This window comes from Pseudomonas mendocina (genome assembly GCF_900636545.1).
Lineage (GTDB): Bacteria > Pseudomonadota > Gammaproteobacteria > Pseudomonadales > Pseudomonadaceae > Aquipseudomonas > Aquipseudomonas mendocina.
Map to the genome: position 1 here is coordinate 2,421,373 of NZ_LR134290.1, position 16,987 is coordinate 2,438,359.

The following is a 16,987-nucleotide window of genomic DNA, read 5'->3' on the forward strand; positions in this document are numbered from 1 at the left end:
ATATGTTGCAAGTCAGTGTTTATCGCTACAACCCGGAGAAGGACGCTGCTCCGTTCATGCAGGACTTCCAGGTCGACACCGGCGGCAAGGACATCATGGTCCTCGACGTACTGGCGCTGATCAAGGAACAGGACGAAGGCTTCTCCTACCGCCGCTCCTGCCGTGAAGGCGTCTGTGGCTCCGACGGCATGAACATCAACGGCAAGAACGGCCTGGCCTGTATCACGCCGATCTCCGCTGCCGGCCTCAAGGGCGGCAAGCTGGTGATTCGCCCGTTGCCGGGTCTGCCGGTTATTCGTGACCTGGTCGTCGACATGAGCATCTTCTACAAGCAGTACGAGAAGGTGCAGCCGTTCCTGCAGAACGATACGCCGGCTCCGGCCATCGAGCGTCTGCAGTCGCCGGAAGAGCGTGAGAAGCTCGACGGCCTGTACGAGTGCATCCTGTGCGCGTGCTGCTCGACCAGCTGCCCGTCGTTCTGGTGGAACCCGGACAAGTTCCTCGGTCCCGCTGCACTGCTGCAGGCCTACCGCTTCCTGGCCGACAGCCGTGACACCAAGACCGCCGAGCGTCTGGCGTCTCTGGACGATCCGTTCAGCGTGTTCCGCTGCCGCGGCATCATGAACTGCGTGAACGTGTGCCCGAAGGGTCTGAACCCGACCAAGGCCATCGGTCACGTGCGTAACATGCTGCTGCAGAGCGGTACCTGATTCGCAAGTTGCTGTACCTGTAACACCTGCATACCGGCTTCGGCCGGTATTGCAGCAAAAGCCAGAGCCGAAGCCCACAAAGCCGCGGCTCATACTCGAAAAATATGACGACCAGCAGGGGCATCCGGGCTGGTACCCGGACTATCTGCGGGAACCCAAGTGGCTTCATCCGAGTCGCAGCAACATGACTTTGATTGGAGCCATGCGGTATTCACGCCGGTGGTGTCCCCTTACCGAGGGTGACCAAGCATGCAAGAAAGCGTGATGCAGCGCATGTGGGACAGTGCCCACCTATCCGGTGGCAACGCTGCCTACGTGGAAGAGCTCTACGAGCTCTACCTGCACGATCCCAACGCTGTGCCAGAAGAGTGGCGCACTTACTTCCAGAAGTTGCCGACCGACGGCAGCCCTGCAGCGGATGTGTCGCATTCGACCATTCGCGATCATTTCATCCTGCTCGCTAAGAATTCGCGTCGCGCCCAGCCGGTCTCGGCCGGTGCCGTCAGCAGCGAGCACGAGAAGAAGCAGGTGGAAGTGCTGCGTCTGATCCAGGCCTACCGCGTGCGTGGCCACCAAGCCGCTCAGCTCGATCCGCTGGGGCTATGGGTGCGTAACGCGCCGTCCGACCTGTCGATCAATCACTACGGTCTGACCGACGCCGATCTGGACACCACTTTCCGTACCGGTGAACTGTACATCGGCAAGGAGGAGGCGACCCTACGTGAAATCATCGGTGCGTTGCAGCAGACATATTGTCGCACCATCGGTGCCGAGTTCATGCACATCGTCGATTCCGGCCAGCGCCACTGGTTCGCTCAGCGTCTGGAAAGCGTGCGTGGTCGCCCGCAATTTTCCGCCGAGGTGCAGGCGCACGTGCTCGAGCGCGTCACCGCTGCCGAGGGCCTGGAGAAGTACCTGGGCACCAAGTACCCGGGCACCAAGCGTTTCGGTCTGGAAGGTGGCGAGAGCTTGATTCCCATGCTGGATGAGATCATTCAGCGCTCTGGTTCCTACGGTACCAAGGAAATCGTCATCGGCATGGCCCACCGTGGCCGTCTCAACGTTCTGGTCAATACCTTCGGCAAGAACCCGCGCGACCTGTTCGACGAGTTCGAAGGCAAGAAGACCGAAGGCCTGTCCTCCGGTGACGTGAAATACCACCAGGGCTTCTCCTCCAACGTTATGACTGCTGGTGGCGAAGTACACCTGGCGCTGGCCTTCAACCCCTCGCACCTGGAGATCGTTTCCCCGGTGGTCGAGGGTTCGGTGCGTGCCCGCCAGGATCGTCGCAGCGACGCCAGCGGCGACAAGGTACTGCCGATCTCCATCCACGGTGACGCGGCGTTCGCTGGCCAGGGCGTGGTCATGGAAACCTTCCAGATGTCGCAGACTCGCGGCTACAAGACTGGCGGCACCATCCACATCGTGATCAACAACCAGGTCGGTTTCACCATCAGTAACCCGCAGGATGCGCGCTCGACCGAGTACGCTACCGACGTGGCCAAGATGATCCAGGCGCCGATCTTCCACGTGAATGGCGACGATCCGGAAGCCGTGCTGTTCGTCACCCAACTGGCCGTCGATTATCGCATGCAGTACAAGCGTGACGTGGTCATTGACCTGGTCTGCTACCGTCGTCGCGGCCACAACGAGGCCGACGAGCCGAATGGTACCCAGCCGCTGATGTATCAGCAGATCGCCAAGCAGCGCACCACCCGTGAGCTGTATGCCGATGCCCTGATTGCAGCCGGTGTGCAGAGCAACGAGGACGTGCAAGCCAAGATTGATGACTACCGTACTGCGCTGGATAACGGTCAGCACGTGGTCAAGAGCCTGGTCAAGGAACCGAACAAGGAATTGTTCGTCGATTGGCGTCCGTACCTGGGGCATGCCTGGACCGCGCGTCACGACACCCGTTTCGATCTGAAGACCCTGCAGGACCTGTCCGCCAAACTGCTGGAAATCCCGGAAGGCTTCCTGGTCCAGCGTCAGGTGGCGAAGATCCTCGAAGACCGCCAGAAGATGGGGGCCGGCGGCCTGCCGATCAACTGGGGCTTCGCCGAGACCATGGCCTACGCCACGTTGCTGGTCGAGGGGCACCCGATCCGTATGACCGGTCAGGACATCGGCCGTGGCACCTTCTCGCACCGTCACGCGGTGCTGCACAACCAGAAGGATGCCTCGACCTACGTTCCGCTGAAGAACCTGTACGACGGCCAGCCGAAGTTCGAACTGTACGACTCCTACCTCTCCGAGGAAGCGGTGCTGGCGTTCGAATACGGCTACGCCACCACCACGCCTAACGCGCTGGTGATCTGGGAAGCCCAGTTCGGCGACTTCGCCAACGGTGCCCAGGTGGTATTCGACCAGTTCATTTCCAGCGGCGAGACCAAGTGGGGTCGTCTGTGTGGTCTGACCGTTCTGTTGCCGCATGGTTATGAAGGGCAGGGGCCTGAGCACAGCTCGGCGCGTCTGGAGCGTTACCTGCAACTGTGCGCCGAGCACAACATGCAGGTCTGCGTGCCGACCACCCCGGCTCAGGTCTACCACATGCTGCGTCGCCAGGTGATCCGTCCGCTGCGCAAGCCGCTGGTGGTGCTGACTCCGAAGTCGCTGCTGCGTCACAAGCTGGCCATCTCGACCCTGGAAGATCTGGCCGAAGGCTCCTTCCAGACCGTGATCGGCGAGATCGATTCGCTGGACCCGAAAAAGGTCGAGCGCATGATCCTGTGCAGCGGCAAGGTCTACTACGACCTGCTGGAGAAGCGTCGTGCCGAGGGTCGCGAAGACATCGCTATCGTGCGTATCGAACAGCTCTATCCGTTCCCGGAAGAGGATCTGGCCGAAGCGCTGGCGCCGTACAAGAACCTCAAGCACATCGTCTGGTGTCAGGAAGAGCCGATGAACCAGGGCGCCTGGTACTGCAGCCAGCACCACATGCGTCGTGTCGCCACCGCACACAAGAAGTCGTTGTTCTTGGAGTATGCCGGTCGTGATGCGTCGGCAGCGCCGGCTTGCGGTTATGCCTCGATGCACGCCGAGCAGCAGGAAAAACTGCTGCAGGACGCCTTTACTGTTTAACGCCTTCATCCGGTAGGTGGCAGGTGCCACCTACCGGTAAACCGAATTTAAGGAAACACATAAAATGGCTATCGAGATCAAAGCCCCAACCTTCCCGGAATCGGTTGCCGACGGCACCGTGGCCACCTGGCACAAGAAGCCGGGCGAAGCGGTCAAGCGTGATGAGCTGATCGTCGACATCGAAACCGACAAGGTGGTGATCGAAGTCCTGGCCGAGGCCGACGGCGTCCTGGCTGAAATCATCAAGAACGAAGGCGACACCGTTCTCTCTAACGAGCTGCTGGGCAAACTGACCGAAGGTGGCGTTGCTGCCGCTGCTCCGGCTGCCGCTCCGGCCGCTGCCGCCGCTCCAGCCCAGACTGCTGCACCGGCTGCCGCTGCTGGCGACGACGCCATCCTCTCTCCGGCCGCGCGCAAGCTGGCCGAAGAGAACGGTATCGATCCGAACAGCATCGCCGGTACCGGTAAAGGTGGCCGTGTGACCAAGGAAGACGTGGTCGCTGCCGTTGAAGCCAAGAAGAACGCTCCGGCCGCCGCTGCCAAGCCGGCTGCCGCTGCCGCCGCTGCTCCGGTCGTTGCCACTGGCGACCGTACCGAGAAGCGTGTGCCGATGACCCGCCTGCGCGCCAAGATCGCCGAGCGTCTGGTCGAAGCTCAGTCCTCCATGGCCATGCTGACCACCTTCAACGAAGTCGACATGACCGAAGTCATGGCTCTGCGTTCGAAGTACAAGGACCTGTTCGAGAAGTCCCACAATGGCGTGCGCCTGGGCTTCATGTCGTTCTTCGTCAAGGCTGCTACCGAGGCGCTGAAGCGTTTCCCGGCTGTCAACGCCTCGATCGACGGCAACGACATCGTTTACCACGGCTATGCCGACATCGGCGTTGCCGTGTCCAGCGACCGTGGCCTGGTGGTTCCGGTTCTGCGTAACGCCGAGCAGATGAGCCTGGCTGAAATCGAGAGCGGCATCGCCACCTTCGGCAAGAAAGCCAAAGACGGCAAGCTGTCCATCGAAGAAATGACTGGCGGCACCTTCACCATCACCAACGGTGGTACGTTCGGTTCGATGATGTCGACTCCGATCGTCAACCCGCCGCAAGCCGCCATCCTGGGTATGCACAACATCATCCAGCGTCCGATGGCGATCAACGGTCAGGTGGTGATCCGCCCGATGATGTACCTGGCGCTGTCTTACGACCACCGCCTGATCGATGGTAAGGAGGCCGTGACCTTCCTGGTGACCATCAAGAACTTGCTTGAAGATCCGGCGCGCCTGCTGCTGGAAATCTAAAAGCCAGTCTCCTCCACGGCGGCCCTGTTCTCAGGGCCGTCCGGTTTATTCGAGAAGGAATACGTTATGACCCAGAAATTCGACGTGGTAGTCATCGGTGCCGGCCCTGGTGGCTATGTAGCCGCCATCAAAGCAGCTCAGCTCGGTCTGAAGACCGCCTGCATCGAGAAGTACCAGGGCAAGGACGGCAAGATCGCCCTCGGCGGCACCTGCCTGAACGTCGGCTGCATTCCCTCCAAGGCGCTGCTGGACAGCTCCTGGAAGTACCATGAAGCCAAAGAAGGCTTCGCTGTACACGGTATCGAAGCCAAGGGCGTGACCATCGACGTACCGGCGATGATCGGTCGCAAGGCCACCATCGTTAAGAACCTGACCGGCGGTATCGGCTCGCTATTCAAGGCCAACGGCGTGACCCTGCTGGAAGGCCACGGCAAGCTGCTGGCTGGCAAGCAGGTCGAAGTCACCGGCACTGACGGCAAGACCCAGGTGGTCGAAGGCGCCCACGTGATCATCGCCTCCGGTTCCAAACCGGTCGAAATCCCGCCGGCCCCGGTCGATCAGGATGTGATCGTTGACTCCACCGGCGCCCTGGAATTCCAGAGCGTACCGAAGAAGCTGGGCGTCATCGGCGCTGGCGTTATCGGCCTTGAGCTGGGCTCGGTATGGGCTCGCCTGGGTTCTGAAGTGACCGTGCTGGAAGCCATGGACAAGTTCCTCGCCGCTGCCGACGAGCAGATCGCCAAGGAAGCCCAGAAGACCCTGACCAAGCAGGGCCTGGACATCCGCCTGGGCGCTCGCGTGACCGGTTCGGAAATCAAGAAGAAGCAGGTCGTTGTCAGCTTCACCGACGCCAATGGCGAGCAGAAGATGACCTTCGACAAGCTGATCGTGGCCGTGGGCCGTCGCCCGGTGACCACCGATCTGCTGGCTGCCGACAGTGGTGTTGATCTGGACGAGCGCGGTTTCATCTTCGTCAACGACCAGTGCGAAACCAGCGTTCCGGGCGTTTACGCCATCGGTGACGTCGTGCGTGGTGCCATGCTCGCGCACAAGGCCTCGGAAGAGGGCGTGATGGTTGCCGAGCGCATCGCTGGCCACAAGGCGCAGATGAACTACGACCTGATCCCGTCCGTGATTTACACCCACCCGGAAATCGCATGGGTCGGCAAGACCGAGCAGCAACTGAAGGCCGAAGGCGTTGCCGTCAATGTCGGTACCTTCCCGTTCGCTGCTAGCGGTCGTGCCATGGCGGCCAACGATACCGGCGGTTTCGTCAAGGTCATCGCTGATGCCAATACCGACCGCGTACTGGGCGTGCACGTCATCGGCCCAAGCGCTGCCGAGCTGGTCCAGCAAGGCGCGATCGGCATGGAATTCGGCACCAGCGCCGAAGACCTGGGCATGATGGTCTTCTCCCACCCGACCCTGTCCGAAGCGCTGCATGAAGCGGCTCTGGCGGTCAACGGTGGCGCGATCCACATCGCCAACCGCAAGAAGCGCTAAGCGTGGCAGTGGCCGACCCGTTCGGCCACGCAAATTGTTGTAAGCCGCCGTAGTAGGCGGGGCGTCGCGTAATCGCCCCATCGCTGCGGTGGTGTTTGCAAGCAGAACCACGTCGTGTGGCCCGCGTCGAGCTCGACTCGCGGCGGAAAACCCGACGGACTGCTTCGGCAGTCACAGGTGGCGCGGTATCACAAGTACAGCGCCGAATGCGCAATACCTAAACGAAGACGGTAGACAAGCATGAATCTTCACGAGTATCAGGGTAAGCAGCTGTTCGCTGAATACGGCCTGCCTGTATCCAAGGGCTTCGCGGTGGACACCCCGGAAGAAGCCGCAGAAGCCTGCGAAAAAATCGGCGGCAGCGAGTGGGTCGTCAAGGCTCAGGTCCACGCTGGTGGCCGCGGCAAAGCCGGTGGCGTAAAGCTGGTCAAGAGCAAGGAAGACGCCAAGGCCTTCGCCGCCAACTGGCTGGGCAAGCGTCTGGTGACCTACCAGACTGACGCCAATGGTCAGCCGGTCAGCAAAATCCTGGTCGAATCCTGCACCGACATCGCCAAGGAACTGTACCTGGGCGCTGTAGTGGACCGTTCCAGCCGTCGCATCGTGTTCATGGCTTCCACCGAAGGTGGCGTGGACATCGAGAAAGTGGCTCACGAAACCCCTGAGAAGATCCTCAAGGCCACCGTCGATCCGCTGGTCGGCGCTCAGCCGTACCAGGGCCGCGAGCTGGCTTTCCAGCTGGGTCTGGAAGGCGATCAGGTCAAGCAGTTCACCCACATCTTCGTTGGCCTGGCCAAGCTGTTCCAGGACTACGACCTGGCTCTGCTGGAAGTGAACCCCCTGGTGATCAAGGCTGACGGCAACCTGCACTGCCTGGACGCCAAGATCAACATCGACTCCAACGCCATGTACCGTCAGCCCAAGCTGCGCGCCATGCACGATCCGTCCCAGGACGATCCGCGTGAAGCCCATGCGCAGAAGTGGGAGCTGAACTACGTTGCGCTGGAAGGCAACATCGGTTGCATGGTCAACGGTGCTGGCCTGGCCATGGGCACCATGGACATCGTCAACCTGCACGGCGGTCAGCCGGCCAACTTCCTCGACGTCGGTGGTGGCGCGACCAAAGAGCGCGTGACCGAAGCGTTCAAGATCATCCTCTCCGATGACAATGTCAAAGCCGTTTTGGTGAACATCTTCGGCGGTATCGTTCGTTGCGACATGATTGCCGAAGGCATCATCGGCGCGGTGAAGGAAGTTGGCGTGAAGATCCCGGTGGTCGTCCGTCTCGAAGGTAACAACGCCGAGCTGGGCGCCAAGGTCCTGGCTGACAGCGGTCTGAACATCATCGCGGCAACCAGCCTGACCGACGCTGCCCAGCAGGTCGTCAAGGCCGCGGAGGGTAAGTAATGAGCATCCTGATCAACAAAGACACCAAGGTCATCTGCCAGGGTTTCACCGGCTCGCAGGGCACCTTCCACAGCGAACAAGCCATCGCCTACGGCACCAAGATGGTTGGCGGCGTTACTCCGGGCAAGGGTGGCACCACCCACCTGGGCCTGCCGGTGTTCAACACCGTCAAGGAAGCCGTAGAAGCCACTGGCGCTGAAGCGTCCGTGATCTACGTTCCGGCTCCGTTCTGCAAGGACTCGATCCTGGAAGCGGCCAACGGCGGCATCAAGCTGATCGTTTGCATCACCGAAGGCATCCCGACCATCGACATGCTGGAAGCCAAGGTCAAGTGCGACGAGCTGGGCGTGCGTCTGATCGGCCCGAACTGCCCGGGCGTGATCACTCCCGGTGAGTGCAAGATCGGCATCATGCCGGGTCACATCCACCTGCCAGGTAAAGTCGGCATCGTGTCCCGTTCGGGTACCCTGACCTATGAAGCCGTGAAGCAGACCACCGACGCCGGTTTCGGCCAGTCCACCTGCGTGGGCATCGGCGGTGACCCCATCCCGGGCTCCAACTTCATCGATATCCTGAAGCTGTTCCAGGAAGATCCGAAGACCGAAGCGATCGTCATGATCGGTGAGATCGGCGGTTCGGCCGAGGAAGAAGCGGCTGCCTTCATCAAGGCCAACGTCACCAAGCCGGTGGTGTCCTACATCGCTGGTGTAACCGCTCCTCCCGGCAAGCGCATGGGCCACGCTGGCGCCATCATCTCCGGCGGCAAGGGCACTGCAGACGAGAAGTTCGCTGCACTGCAGGACGCTGGTGTGAAAACCGTGCGTTCCCTGGCTGACATCGGCAAGGCCCTGGCCGAGCTGACCGGTTGGGAAGTCAAGAAGGCTTAAGCGCTTCTGACCCTCGCAAAAAGGCCACCTTCGGGTGGCCTTTTTGTTTCTGACGTTTTTATGCGAGCCGGATCTTCTTGGCCAGAGGCGGGGAGAGGGAACAAAGATTGTGCGGCTGGCCCTGCGCTAACTGTTATCGATGCGACAGTCAGTTATGCCAGTTCGACAGCTCGCCCGGCAACTGTGCTGCTGCAGGGTGCTTTTCGTTAGTATGCGTGGTCTACCGTGTCCGTGGCGCCACAAGCGCCTGGCGATGCATGCAGTGGTTCGAGCCAAACGCTCGGGCGACGTTTCCCGGATCCCTCAAGGAAACCCCCCGCAATTCTTCGATTTCCTGCTTGTGGTATTTCCCCCTATGACTCGTTTGAAAGGCCCAGACCTCCTGGCCCTCGGCTTCATGACTTTTGCGCTGTTTCTTGGCGCCGGCAACATCATCTTCCCGCCCAGCGCCGGTCTGGCTGCTGGCGAGAATCTACTTCCCGCAGCAATCGGCTTTCTGTTGACCGGTGTTGGCCTACCACTGCTCACCGTGGTCGCCCTGGCTCGTGTCGGTGGCGGTATGGACCTGCTCACCGCGCCCCTGGGCAGGATTGCCGGCGCAATCCTCGCGGTAGCGGTTTACCTGGCGATCGGCCCGTTGTTCGCCACGCCGCGCACGGCCGTGGTGTCGTTCGAGATGGGCATCGCGCCGTTCACCGGCAATGAAGGTGCACCGCTGCTGATCTACACCCTGGTGTATTTCGCTGCTGTGTTGTTCCTTTCCCTCAATCCGGGACGGTTGGTCGATCGCATCGGCAAATTCATCACCCCGGTACTGCTGGCTGCGCTGCTGGTGCTGGGCGGCGCTGCCTTGTTCGCTCCCGCCGGCGCGATCGGTGTGGTCGCCGAGAGCTATCGCGAGGCGCCGCTGGTGCAAGGCTTCCTGCAGGGCTACCTGACCATGGATACCCTGGGTGCACTGGTCTTCGGCATCGTAATCGCCAGCGCCATCCGTGATCGCGGAGTCAACGATGCCGGGCTCGTCACCCGTTACTCGGTCATCGCCGGCATCATCGCAGCCATCGGCCTGTCGTTGGTCTATCTGGCGTTGTTCTACCTCGGCGCCACCAGCCAGGATATCGCCGGTGATGCGCAAAATGGCGTGCAGGTACTGACGACTTATGTGCAACACACCTTCGGCACCACCGGTAGTCTGCTGTTGGCCGTGGTCATCACCCTGGCATGCCTGACCACCGCGGTAGGCCTGTTGACCGCCTGCGGCGAGTTCTTCAGCAAGCTGCTGCCGGTGTCCTATCGCAGCGTGGTGATCGTGTTCGGGCTGTTCAGTCTCGGGGTAGCCAATCAGGGGCTGACCCAGTTGATCAGCTTCTCCATCCCTGTGCTGGTCGGCCTGTATCCGCTGGCGATCGTCCTGGTCGCTCTGAGCCTGGCCAATCGCCTATGGCGCTCCCAATCGCTGGTGTTCGTGCCGGTGATGGCCGTTACGCTGGTTTTCGGCATTGCCGACGGTATCGCTGCGACCCCTTGGGCCGACAAGGTTCCGGCCTGGTTCGGGCAACTGCCGCTGGCCGGTCAGAGCCTGGGCTGGTTGCTACCGGTGGCGATCACCCTGGCGCTGGTAGTGGTGCTGGATCGCATCCGTGGGCTGCGCCAGAGTGCTACCGCTTAACGCTTGCTCGAAACAAAACAAGGCTGCCCACAAGGCGGCCTTTTTTGTGGAACAAGAAGGCGGGTGGCCTGGCTATAATCGCCAGCAGTCTTACAAGGAGTTGGCATGCTCAACAGCTATCCGTACCTGCCTCATGTCCTGGCCGCGCTTTGGTTCGTCATCTGCTGGGGCGGCTACACCCGTTATGCCTCGGTAAAGGCGCAAACCACTCCCTGTCTTGCCAGTGTCCTGCATCTGTACCGTGAGGACTGGATGCGCCGCATGCTGCTGCGCGACAACCGCATCGCCGATGCCAACGTGATTGGCAACCTCGAGCGCAACGCATCTTTCTTTGCTTCCAGCACGCTGATCATTCTCGCCGGTATTCTCACCGTGCTGGGGGCCTCCGATCGCGCACTGTCGCTGTTGGCTGACATCCCTTTCGTGCAGCAGGCCAGCCGTGGGTTGTCGGAAATCAAGTTGTTGTGCCTGGGCATCATCTTCGTCTATGCCTTCTTCACCTTCAGCTGGTGCATGCGTCAGTACAACTTCGCTGCGGTGCTGGTGGGGTCGGCGCCGATGGTGGGGGAGCGGCACGTGACCGAGCAGGAGCGCAAGGCCTTCGGCGAGCGTACGGCTCGGGTGATCTCCATGGCCGCCAACCAGTTCAACTTTGGCCTGCGCGCCTATTATTTCGGTATGGCAACGCTGGCCTGGTTCATCAATCCCTGGTTCTTCATGCTGGTGACCACGGGTGTGGTCCTGGTCCTTTATCGCCGGGAGTTTCATTCGGATGTGCTGGAAGTAATGGTCTATACCCCAACGCCGGCCGCCGAAGTGGCCAAGGAGAAGAGTGAATGAGTATTCCATTCTGGTGCGTGTTCATCAGCGCCTTGTTGATCTTCATCGCCAAGGCGCCGGTGGCCAAGGCCATGGCCAAGGAGGGAGGCGGGCGCTATGACAACCATCATCCACGCGCGCAACAGGCACGCCTGACCGGGTTCGGCGCGCGCGCCCTGGCCGCTCACCTGAACAGCATCGAGGCATTTCCGTTGTTCGCCGCAGGCGTGCTGATGGCGCACACCACGCAGACTTATGGATTCCTGATCGACGCGCTGGCGATCACCTTCGTCGTCAGTCGCGTGCTGTACCTGCTGCTCTACTGGTGGGACCTGCACTGGCAACGCAGTCTGATCTGGGTGGTGGGCCTGGTCTGCAGCCTGCTGCTGATGCTCAGCCCAGCGCTGTAAACGGTGCTGGTAGAAACGACAAGGCCCGCTTCGAGCGGGCCTTGTCGTTTCAGTGAGGGGGCTTATCGGCCTTCGACCGCGTCGCCGATTTCGTCACCGGCATTGTCGATCGCATCGGCAGCATCGTCGGCTGCATCCTCGATCTTCTCGCCAGTGGTGGGTTCGGTGCCCATCACTTCATCGGTTTTCTGCTCGATGGCTTCACCGGCTTGTTCGGCCGCTTCACCCATGGACTCGGCCGCTTCGGAAACGGACTCTTTGGCGGACTCCATCTTGTCTTCTGGGGATTGTTCACAGGCCGCCAGGCCTAGCATGGCCGCGAGCAGCAGGGCATAGGTAAATGGTTTTTGCACGGTTACATCTCCATGTGTGATGCGGATGAAGGCGTCTGGCGTCATCCGTGCAACTTGGAGCGAACAAGCGAAGCGAAGTTCCGAAGCGCGGAAAAACCAAGCCCGCGCAAGAGGGCGCGGGCTTGGCGGTGAAACAGGCCGGATTACTGGTTGGCGGGTTCGGCCGGTGCAGCAGAGGGCGTGGCCGGCTGCCCCGATTCGCTTTCGGGGGCTGGCATCGGCTCCGGAGTTTGTTGGCGCTGCTCCTCCGCACGCTCCTGAGCCGCTTCGTTGCGCTCCTCGGCGGCCTCGTTCATCGACTCCTGTGCCTCTGACTGCGCTTCGCGGGCGTCTTCGGCGGCATTCTCGGAGGGCTTGTCGCACGCGGCGAGGCCCAGCGTGGCGGCTAGCATGACGGCATAGGCGAGTGTTTTCTGCATGTTGTTCTCCTTGGAAAAAATGCCAGTACATTTTTTCGAAAGAGCAGAGCGTCATAAGTTCATTGTCGTTGCGTTCGGCAAGCCGTGCCGCATCTGTCGGCTGGCGCTATCATGCGCGACTTTGCGTCGCCATCACGAGGTATGAGGATGAGCACTTCCCCCGTTCTGGAGCGCGCCCAGCGCTTTCTATCGGCCCTGCGCCATTGCCAGGTGCTTGGCATGCAGGTGCAGGCGGCCAGCGCCGAAGGCCTGACCCTGCGCCTGCCCTACAGCCAGCACATTGTCGGCAACCCTGATAGCGGGGTGATTCACGGTGGGGCGATCACCACGTTGATGGATACCACCTGCGGCATCTCCACGGTGTGCGTGCTGCCGGAATTCGAGATCTGCCCGACGCTGGACCTGCGCATCGACTACATGCACCCGGCCGAACCCGGCAAGGACGTGTTCGGTTTTGCCGAGTGCTACCGAGTCACGCCTCATGTCATCTTCACCCGCGGCTACGCCTACCAGGATGACCCCGAGCAACCCATCGCCCACGTGGTGGGCACTTTCATGCGTATGGGCAAGGTCAATGCAGGTAAGGGAGCAGGGGCATGAGCGAGCTGAATCTGGAGCAATTGGTGGCACGCGCCCATCAGGAAAATGACTACGATCCGCTGATCAACCTGATTCCCTACGCCAAACTGCTCGGTATCGAGTGTCTGCGCCTGGGCGAGGACATGGTCTTCCGCCTGCCCGCCAACCAGGATTGCATCGGCAATCCGATGTTGCCGGCGCTGCACGGCGGAGTGATCGCCGGCTTCATGGAGCATGCCGCCATGCTTCATCTGCTGATGTTCATGGGCATTCCACATTTGCCGAAAATCATCGACTTCTCGATAGATTACCTGCGCGCCGGCCATTATCGTGACACCTACGCGCAGTGCCAGGTCTGGCGCCAGGGGCGGCGGGTGGCCAACGTGGCAATTACCGCCTGGCAAACCACTCAGACCGAGCCCATCGCCACCGCCCGTGCCCATTTCAAGGTCGATGAGCCCTGAGTTCCGCTCGGAACGCCGGGTGGTATGGCAGCGCAGCGAAACAATGACAAGGATTCTGTAGATGGATGCGTTGCTGATTATTGGTGGTCTGTTGCTGATGCTGGCCGGTCTTGTCTGGTTGGTGATGCGTGCGTTCGCCACCAGTCTGTTGTGGGGCTGGGGCAGCCTGATACCGCCGATCACGCTGCTTTACGTCGTTCGTCACTGGGCGCGTGCGCGCAGCGCGGTCGCTCTGGTGGGGCTTGGCATCATTCCCCTGGTGGTGGGCATGACGCTGCTGGCCAGCAAGGATGCCGAGCGCCTGGCGGCGATCATTCGCCTCGACTGGCTCAAGCCCGAGGTACACGCGCCGGCGGAGCTGGCCATCGATCTGGCCGGTGAACTCAATGGCCAGCCGTTTCGACCGCAGCAGGGTGAACTGATCGACGGCGTGCTGGTGCTGCGCGAAGGGCTCGACTTCTTCGCCCAGCGCGAACTGAGCATTCGCCTGCCGCAGCCTGTCGACGGCCCGGTGCGTGTCGACGTCCTGCCGCAAGACAGTGGCAACCTGCCAGAGGTGGAGTTGAGCTGGCTGCTGCCAGAACAGGACTTGCCCGAGGCGCGTCGCCTCGGCCGGGGTTACACCCTGCATCTGGACCTGCAACCGCAGGCACCGAATCGCCTGGTCGGGGATTTCCACCTGGTGTTGCCGCCACGTTTCAAAACCAGCCTCAGTGGTCGCGTCGAGCTCTATCGTGATCGTCTGCGCTATACCGATGGCCAGGTCGATGCGCGTTTCGATTCCAGTGACACCATTGCCCATGTGCTACAGGACTATCTGCAACGGCGCTTCGCCACGCGCAAGGTGAGCGAGCTGAAGCTGCCGGTGTTCACCTTCGAGGGTGACCGCCTGGAGCTGCAGGTCGATGCGCAGATTGACGGGCGTAGCGAGCGTCTACCGGTGCGCCTGCACAAGCGTGCCGAGCAGGGCTGGGCGGTGGAAGGTGATCGCTTCCCGGCGCTGCCTGCCATTGCCACAGCTCAGGCTACGCCGCAGCGCGAGGCGGCCCCGATCGAGGAGCGCCTGAGTCGCCCGGTCGACCGCCGGCAACGCTTCAGTCTGGCGCGCCTGCAGCGCAATCCGGAACAGTATCGCAACCTCAGCATGCGCCTGAGTCGCGCCAGTGGCGGTACGGTCGAGGGGCGCTTCGTCGGCGTCGACGCCGATGGCAGCATTCGCCTCACTCAGCAGATGGGCAGTGGTGGTGGGCAGGCCAGTTTCAGTTTCAAGCCGGAAGAAATCGGCCGTTTGGAGTTGCTGGAACCCTAAACCCTTGAAATTGATCGCGCTGCCCCCATCTCCAGGACATCCGCCGCTCGCGCGGCATAGTCCTGCATGTGGAGTTAGACGACCATGAGTGTGGAAACTCAAAAAGAAACCCTGGGCTTCCAGACCGAGGTGAAGCAACTGCTTCATCTGATGATCCATTCCCTGTACTCGAACAAGGAAATCTTCCTGCGCGAGTTGATTTCCAACGCTTCCGACGCCGCTGACAAGCTGCGTTTCGAGGCGCTGGCCAAACCCGAACTGCTCGAAGGTGGCGCCGATCTGAAGATCCGTCTGTCCTTCGACAAGGATGCCAAGACCGTTACCCTCGAAGACAACGGTATCGGCATGAACCGCGAGGAAGTCATCGCGCACCTGGGTACCATCGCCAAATCCGGCACGGCTGACTTCCTGAAGAACCTCTCTGGTGACCAGAAGAAGGATTCGCACCTGATCGGCCAGTTCGGTGTGGGCTTCTACTCGGCATTCATCGTCGCCGATCAGGTCGAGGTGTTCAGCCGCCGCGCCGGTACTCCGGCCAGCGAAGGTGTGCACTGGTCGAGCAAGGGCGAGGGTGAGTTCGAGGTTGCCACCATCGACAAGGCCGAGCGCGGTACCCGTATAGTTCTGCACCTCAAGAGCGGTGAGGAAGAGTTCGCCGATGGTTGGCGCCTGCGCAACATCGTCAAGAAATACTCCGACCATATCGCGCTGCCCATCGAACTGCCGAAGGAGCACCACGGTGAAGACAAGCCCGCGGAAGTCGAGTGGGAAACCGTCAACCGCGCCAGCGCTCTATGGACGCGTCCGCGCACCGAGATCAAGGACGAGGAATACCAGGAGTTCTACAAGCACGTCGGCCACGATTTCGAGAACCCGCTGTCCTGGAGCCACAACAAGGTCGAGGGCAAGCTGGAGTACACCTCGCTGCTGTACGTGCCGGGCCGTGCGCCGTTCGACCTGTATCACCGCGAAGCGCCCAAGGGCCTGAAGCTCTACGTGCAGCGCGTGTTCATCATGGACCAGGCCGACCAGTTCCTGCCGCTGTACCTGCGCTTCATCAAGGGCGTGGTCGACTCCAACGACCTGTCGCTGAACGTCTCCCGCGAGATCCTGCAGTCCGGCCCGGTCATCGATTCGATGAAGTCGGCGCTGACCAAGCGCGTGCTGGATATGCTGGAGAAGCTGGCCAAGGACAAGCCGGAGGACTACGCGACCTTCTGGAAGGCCTTCGGCCAGGTGCTCAAGGAAGGCCCGGCGGAAGACTTCGCCAACAAGGAGAAGATCGCCGGCCTGCTGCGTTTCGCCTCCACCGCTGGCGAGGGCGACGAGCAGTCGGTTTCCCTGGCCGACTACCTCGGTCGCGTCAAGGAAGGCCAGGACAAGATCTACTTCCTCACTGGCGAAAGCTACGCTCAGATCAAGAACAGCCCGCACCTGGAAGTCTTCCGCAAGAAAGGCATCGAAGTGCTGCTGCTCACCGACCGCATCGATGAGTGGCTGATGAGCTACCTGAGCGAGTTCGATGGCAAGCAGTTCGTCGACGTGGCGCGTGGCGACCTGGATCTGGGCAAGCTGGACTCGGAAGAGGACAAGAAGGCTCAGGAAGAGGTGGCGAAGGCCAAGGAAGGGCTGATCGAGCGTCTGAAAGGTGCGCTGGGTGAGCAGGTCGCCGAGGTGCGCGTCTCGCACCGTCTCACCGATTCCCCGGCGATTCTCGCCATTGGTGAACAGGATCTGGGCCTGCAGATGCGCCAGATTCTCGAGGCCAGCGGGCAGAAGGTGCCGGATGCCAAGCCGATCTTCGAATTCAACCCAGGCCACCCGCTGATCGAGCGTCTGGACGCAGAACCGGATGAGGATCGCTTCACCGATCTCTCGCACATCCTCTTCGACCAGGCCGCTTTGGCCGCGGGCGACAGCCTGAAGGATCCGGCCGCGTACGTGCAGCGCCTGAACAAGCTGCTGGTGGAGCTCTCCGCCTGATCTATCTGGTAATAGGACAAGCCCGCTTCGGCGGGCTTTTCTATGGGTGTGATTGATCGGCTTTAATTGACAAGCGAGGCCCCGTCGTTTCAGATGCTGGCAA

15 protein-coding genes are annotated in these 16,987 nt (G+C 61.3%); 13 read left to right on the top strand and 2 right to left on the bottom strand.

Going from position 1 to position 16,987, the window contains the following annotated elements:
* Nucleotides 1–2 precede the first annotated feature (2 nt).
* The 9 genes from EL191_RS11165 (at nt 3) to EL191_RS11205 (ending at nt 11,777) form a co-directional block, all read left to right on the top strand.
* Entirely contained in the window at nt 3–710 is a 708-nt protein-coding gene (locus EL191_RS11165; RefSeq protein ID WP_013715382.1) for a succinate dehydrogenase iron-sulfur subunit, read from the top strand.
* 249 nt (nt 711–959) lie between these two features.
* On the top strand, nt 960–3,791 hold the full coding sequence (locus EL191_RS11170; protein ID WP_013715383.1) for a 2-oxoglutarate dehydrogenase E1 component: 2,832 nt from the start codon (nt 960–962) through the stop codon (nt 3,789–3,791).
* A 64-nt stretch (nt 3,792–3,855) separates the two neighbouring features.
* On the top strand, nt 3,856–5,082 hold the full coding sequence (gene odhB, locus EL191_RS11175) for a 2-oxoglutarate dehydrogenase complex dihydrolipoyllysine-residue succinyltransferase (RefSeq protein WP_041979478.1): 1,227 nt from the start codon (nt 3,856–3,858) through the stop codon (nt 5,080–5,082).
* A gap of 66 nt (nt 5,083–5,148) precedes the next feature.
* Nucleotides 5,149–6,585, top strand: coding sequence for a dihydrolipoyl dehydrogenase (gene lpdA / locus EL191_RS11180; protein ID WP_013715385.1), 1,437 nt, complete (start codon nt 5,149–5,151; stop codon nt 6,583–6,585).
* A 240-nt stretch (nt 6,586–6,825) separates the two neighbouring features.
* On the top strand, nt 6,826–7,992 hold the full coding sequence (gene sucC, locus EL191_RS11185; protein ID WP_013715386.1) for an ADP-forming succinate--CoA ligase subunit beta: 1,167 nt from the start codon (nt 6,826–6,828) through the stop codon (nt 7,990–7,992).
* Nucleotides 7,992–8,879, top strand: a complete 888-nt coding sequence (gene sucD / locus EL191_RS11190; RefSeq protein ID WP_017360781.1) for a succinate--CoA ligase subunit alpha — start codon at nt 7,992–7,994, stop codon at nt 8,877–8,879. The genes sucC and sucD overlap by 1 nt, the downstream gene beginning before the upstream one ends.
* A gap of 355 nt (nt 8,880–9,234) precedes the next feature.
* Nucleotides 9,235–10,548, top strand: coding sequence for a branched-chain amino acid transport system II carrier protein (gene brnQ, locus EL191_RS11195; protein WP_041979476.1), 1,314 nt, complete (start codon nt 9,235–9,237; stop codon nt 10,546–10,548).
* 105 nt (nt 10,549–10,653) lie between these two features.
* A complete protein-coding gene (locus tag EL191_RS11200; RefSeq protein ID WP_013715389.1) occupies nt 10,654–11,388 on the top strand; it encodes a DUF599 domain-containing protein in 735 nt (244 codons plus the stop codon).
* Complete coding sequence (locus EL191_RS11205) at nt 11,385–11,777, top strand: MAPEG family protein (protein WP_041979474.1); 393 nt, start codon at nt 11,385–11,387, stop codon at nt 11,775–11,777. The genes EL191_RS11200 and EL191_RS11205 overlap by 4 nt, the downstream gene beginning before the upstream one ends.
* 62 nt (nt 11,778–11,839) lie before the next feature.
* Here the strand turns inward: EL191_RS11205 and EL191_RS11210 are convergent, their stop codons facing one another.
* Both EL191_RS11210 and EL191_RS11215 read right to left on the bottom strand, forming a co-directional pair.
* The gene (locus EL191_RS11210; protein WP_013715391.1) at nt 11,840–12,130 is read right to left on the bottom strand and encodes a hypothetical protein; all 291 of its coding nucleotides are present in this window, start codon (nt 12,128–12,130) and stop codon (nt 11,840–11,842) included.
* A gap of 143 nt (nt 12,131–12,273) precedes the next feature.
* Nucleotides 12,274–12,549, bottom strand: coding sequence for a hypothetical protein (locus EL191_RS11215; protein ID WP_017360784.1), 276 nt, complete (start codon nt 12,547–12,549; stop codon nt 12,274–12,276).
* A 147-nt stretch (nt 12,550–12,696) separates the two neighbouring features.
* Here EL191_RS11215 and EL191_RS11220 point away from each other — a divergent pair, with 147 nt between their 5' ends.
* The 4 genes from EL191_RS11220 to htpG all read left to right on the top strand — a co-directional run bounded on the left by EL191_RS11220 (nt 12,697) and on the right by htpG (nt 16,884).
* A complete protein-coding gene (locus tag EL191_RS11220) occupies nt 12,697–13,149 on the top strand; it encodes a PaaI family thioesterase (protein WP_017360785.1) in 453 nt (150 codons plus the stop codon).
* A complete protein-coding gene (locus EL191_RS11225; RefSeq protein ID WP_013715394.1) occupies nt 13,146–13,592 on the top strand; it encodes a PaaI family thioesterase in 447 nt (148 codons plus the stop codon). Before EL191_RS11220 ends, EL191_RS11225 begins: the two co-directional genes overlap by 4 nt.
* A 61-nt stretch (nt 13,593–13,653) precedes the next feature.
* Nucleotides 13,654–14,901 carry a hypothetical protein gene (locus tag EL191_RS11230; RefSeq protein ID WP_041979470.1) on the top strand — a complete coding sequence of 416 codons (1,248 nt, stop codon included), beginning with the start codon at nt 13,654–13,656 and terminating at the stop codon, nt 14,899–14,901.
* 84 nt (nt 14,902–14,985) lie between these two features.
* Complete coding sequence (htpG, locus tag EL191_RS11235) at nt 14,986–16,884, top strand: molecular chaperone HtpG (protein WP_041979468.1); 1,899 nt, start codon at nt 14,986–14,988, stop codon at nt 16,882–16,884.
* Nucleotides 16,885–16,987: the final 103 nt, after the last annotated feature.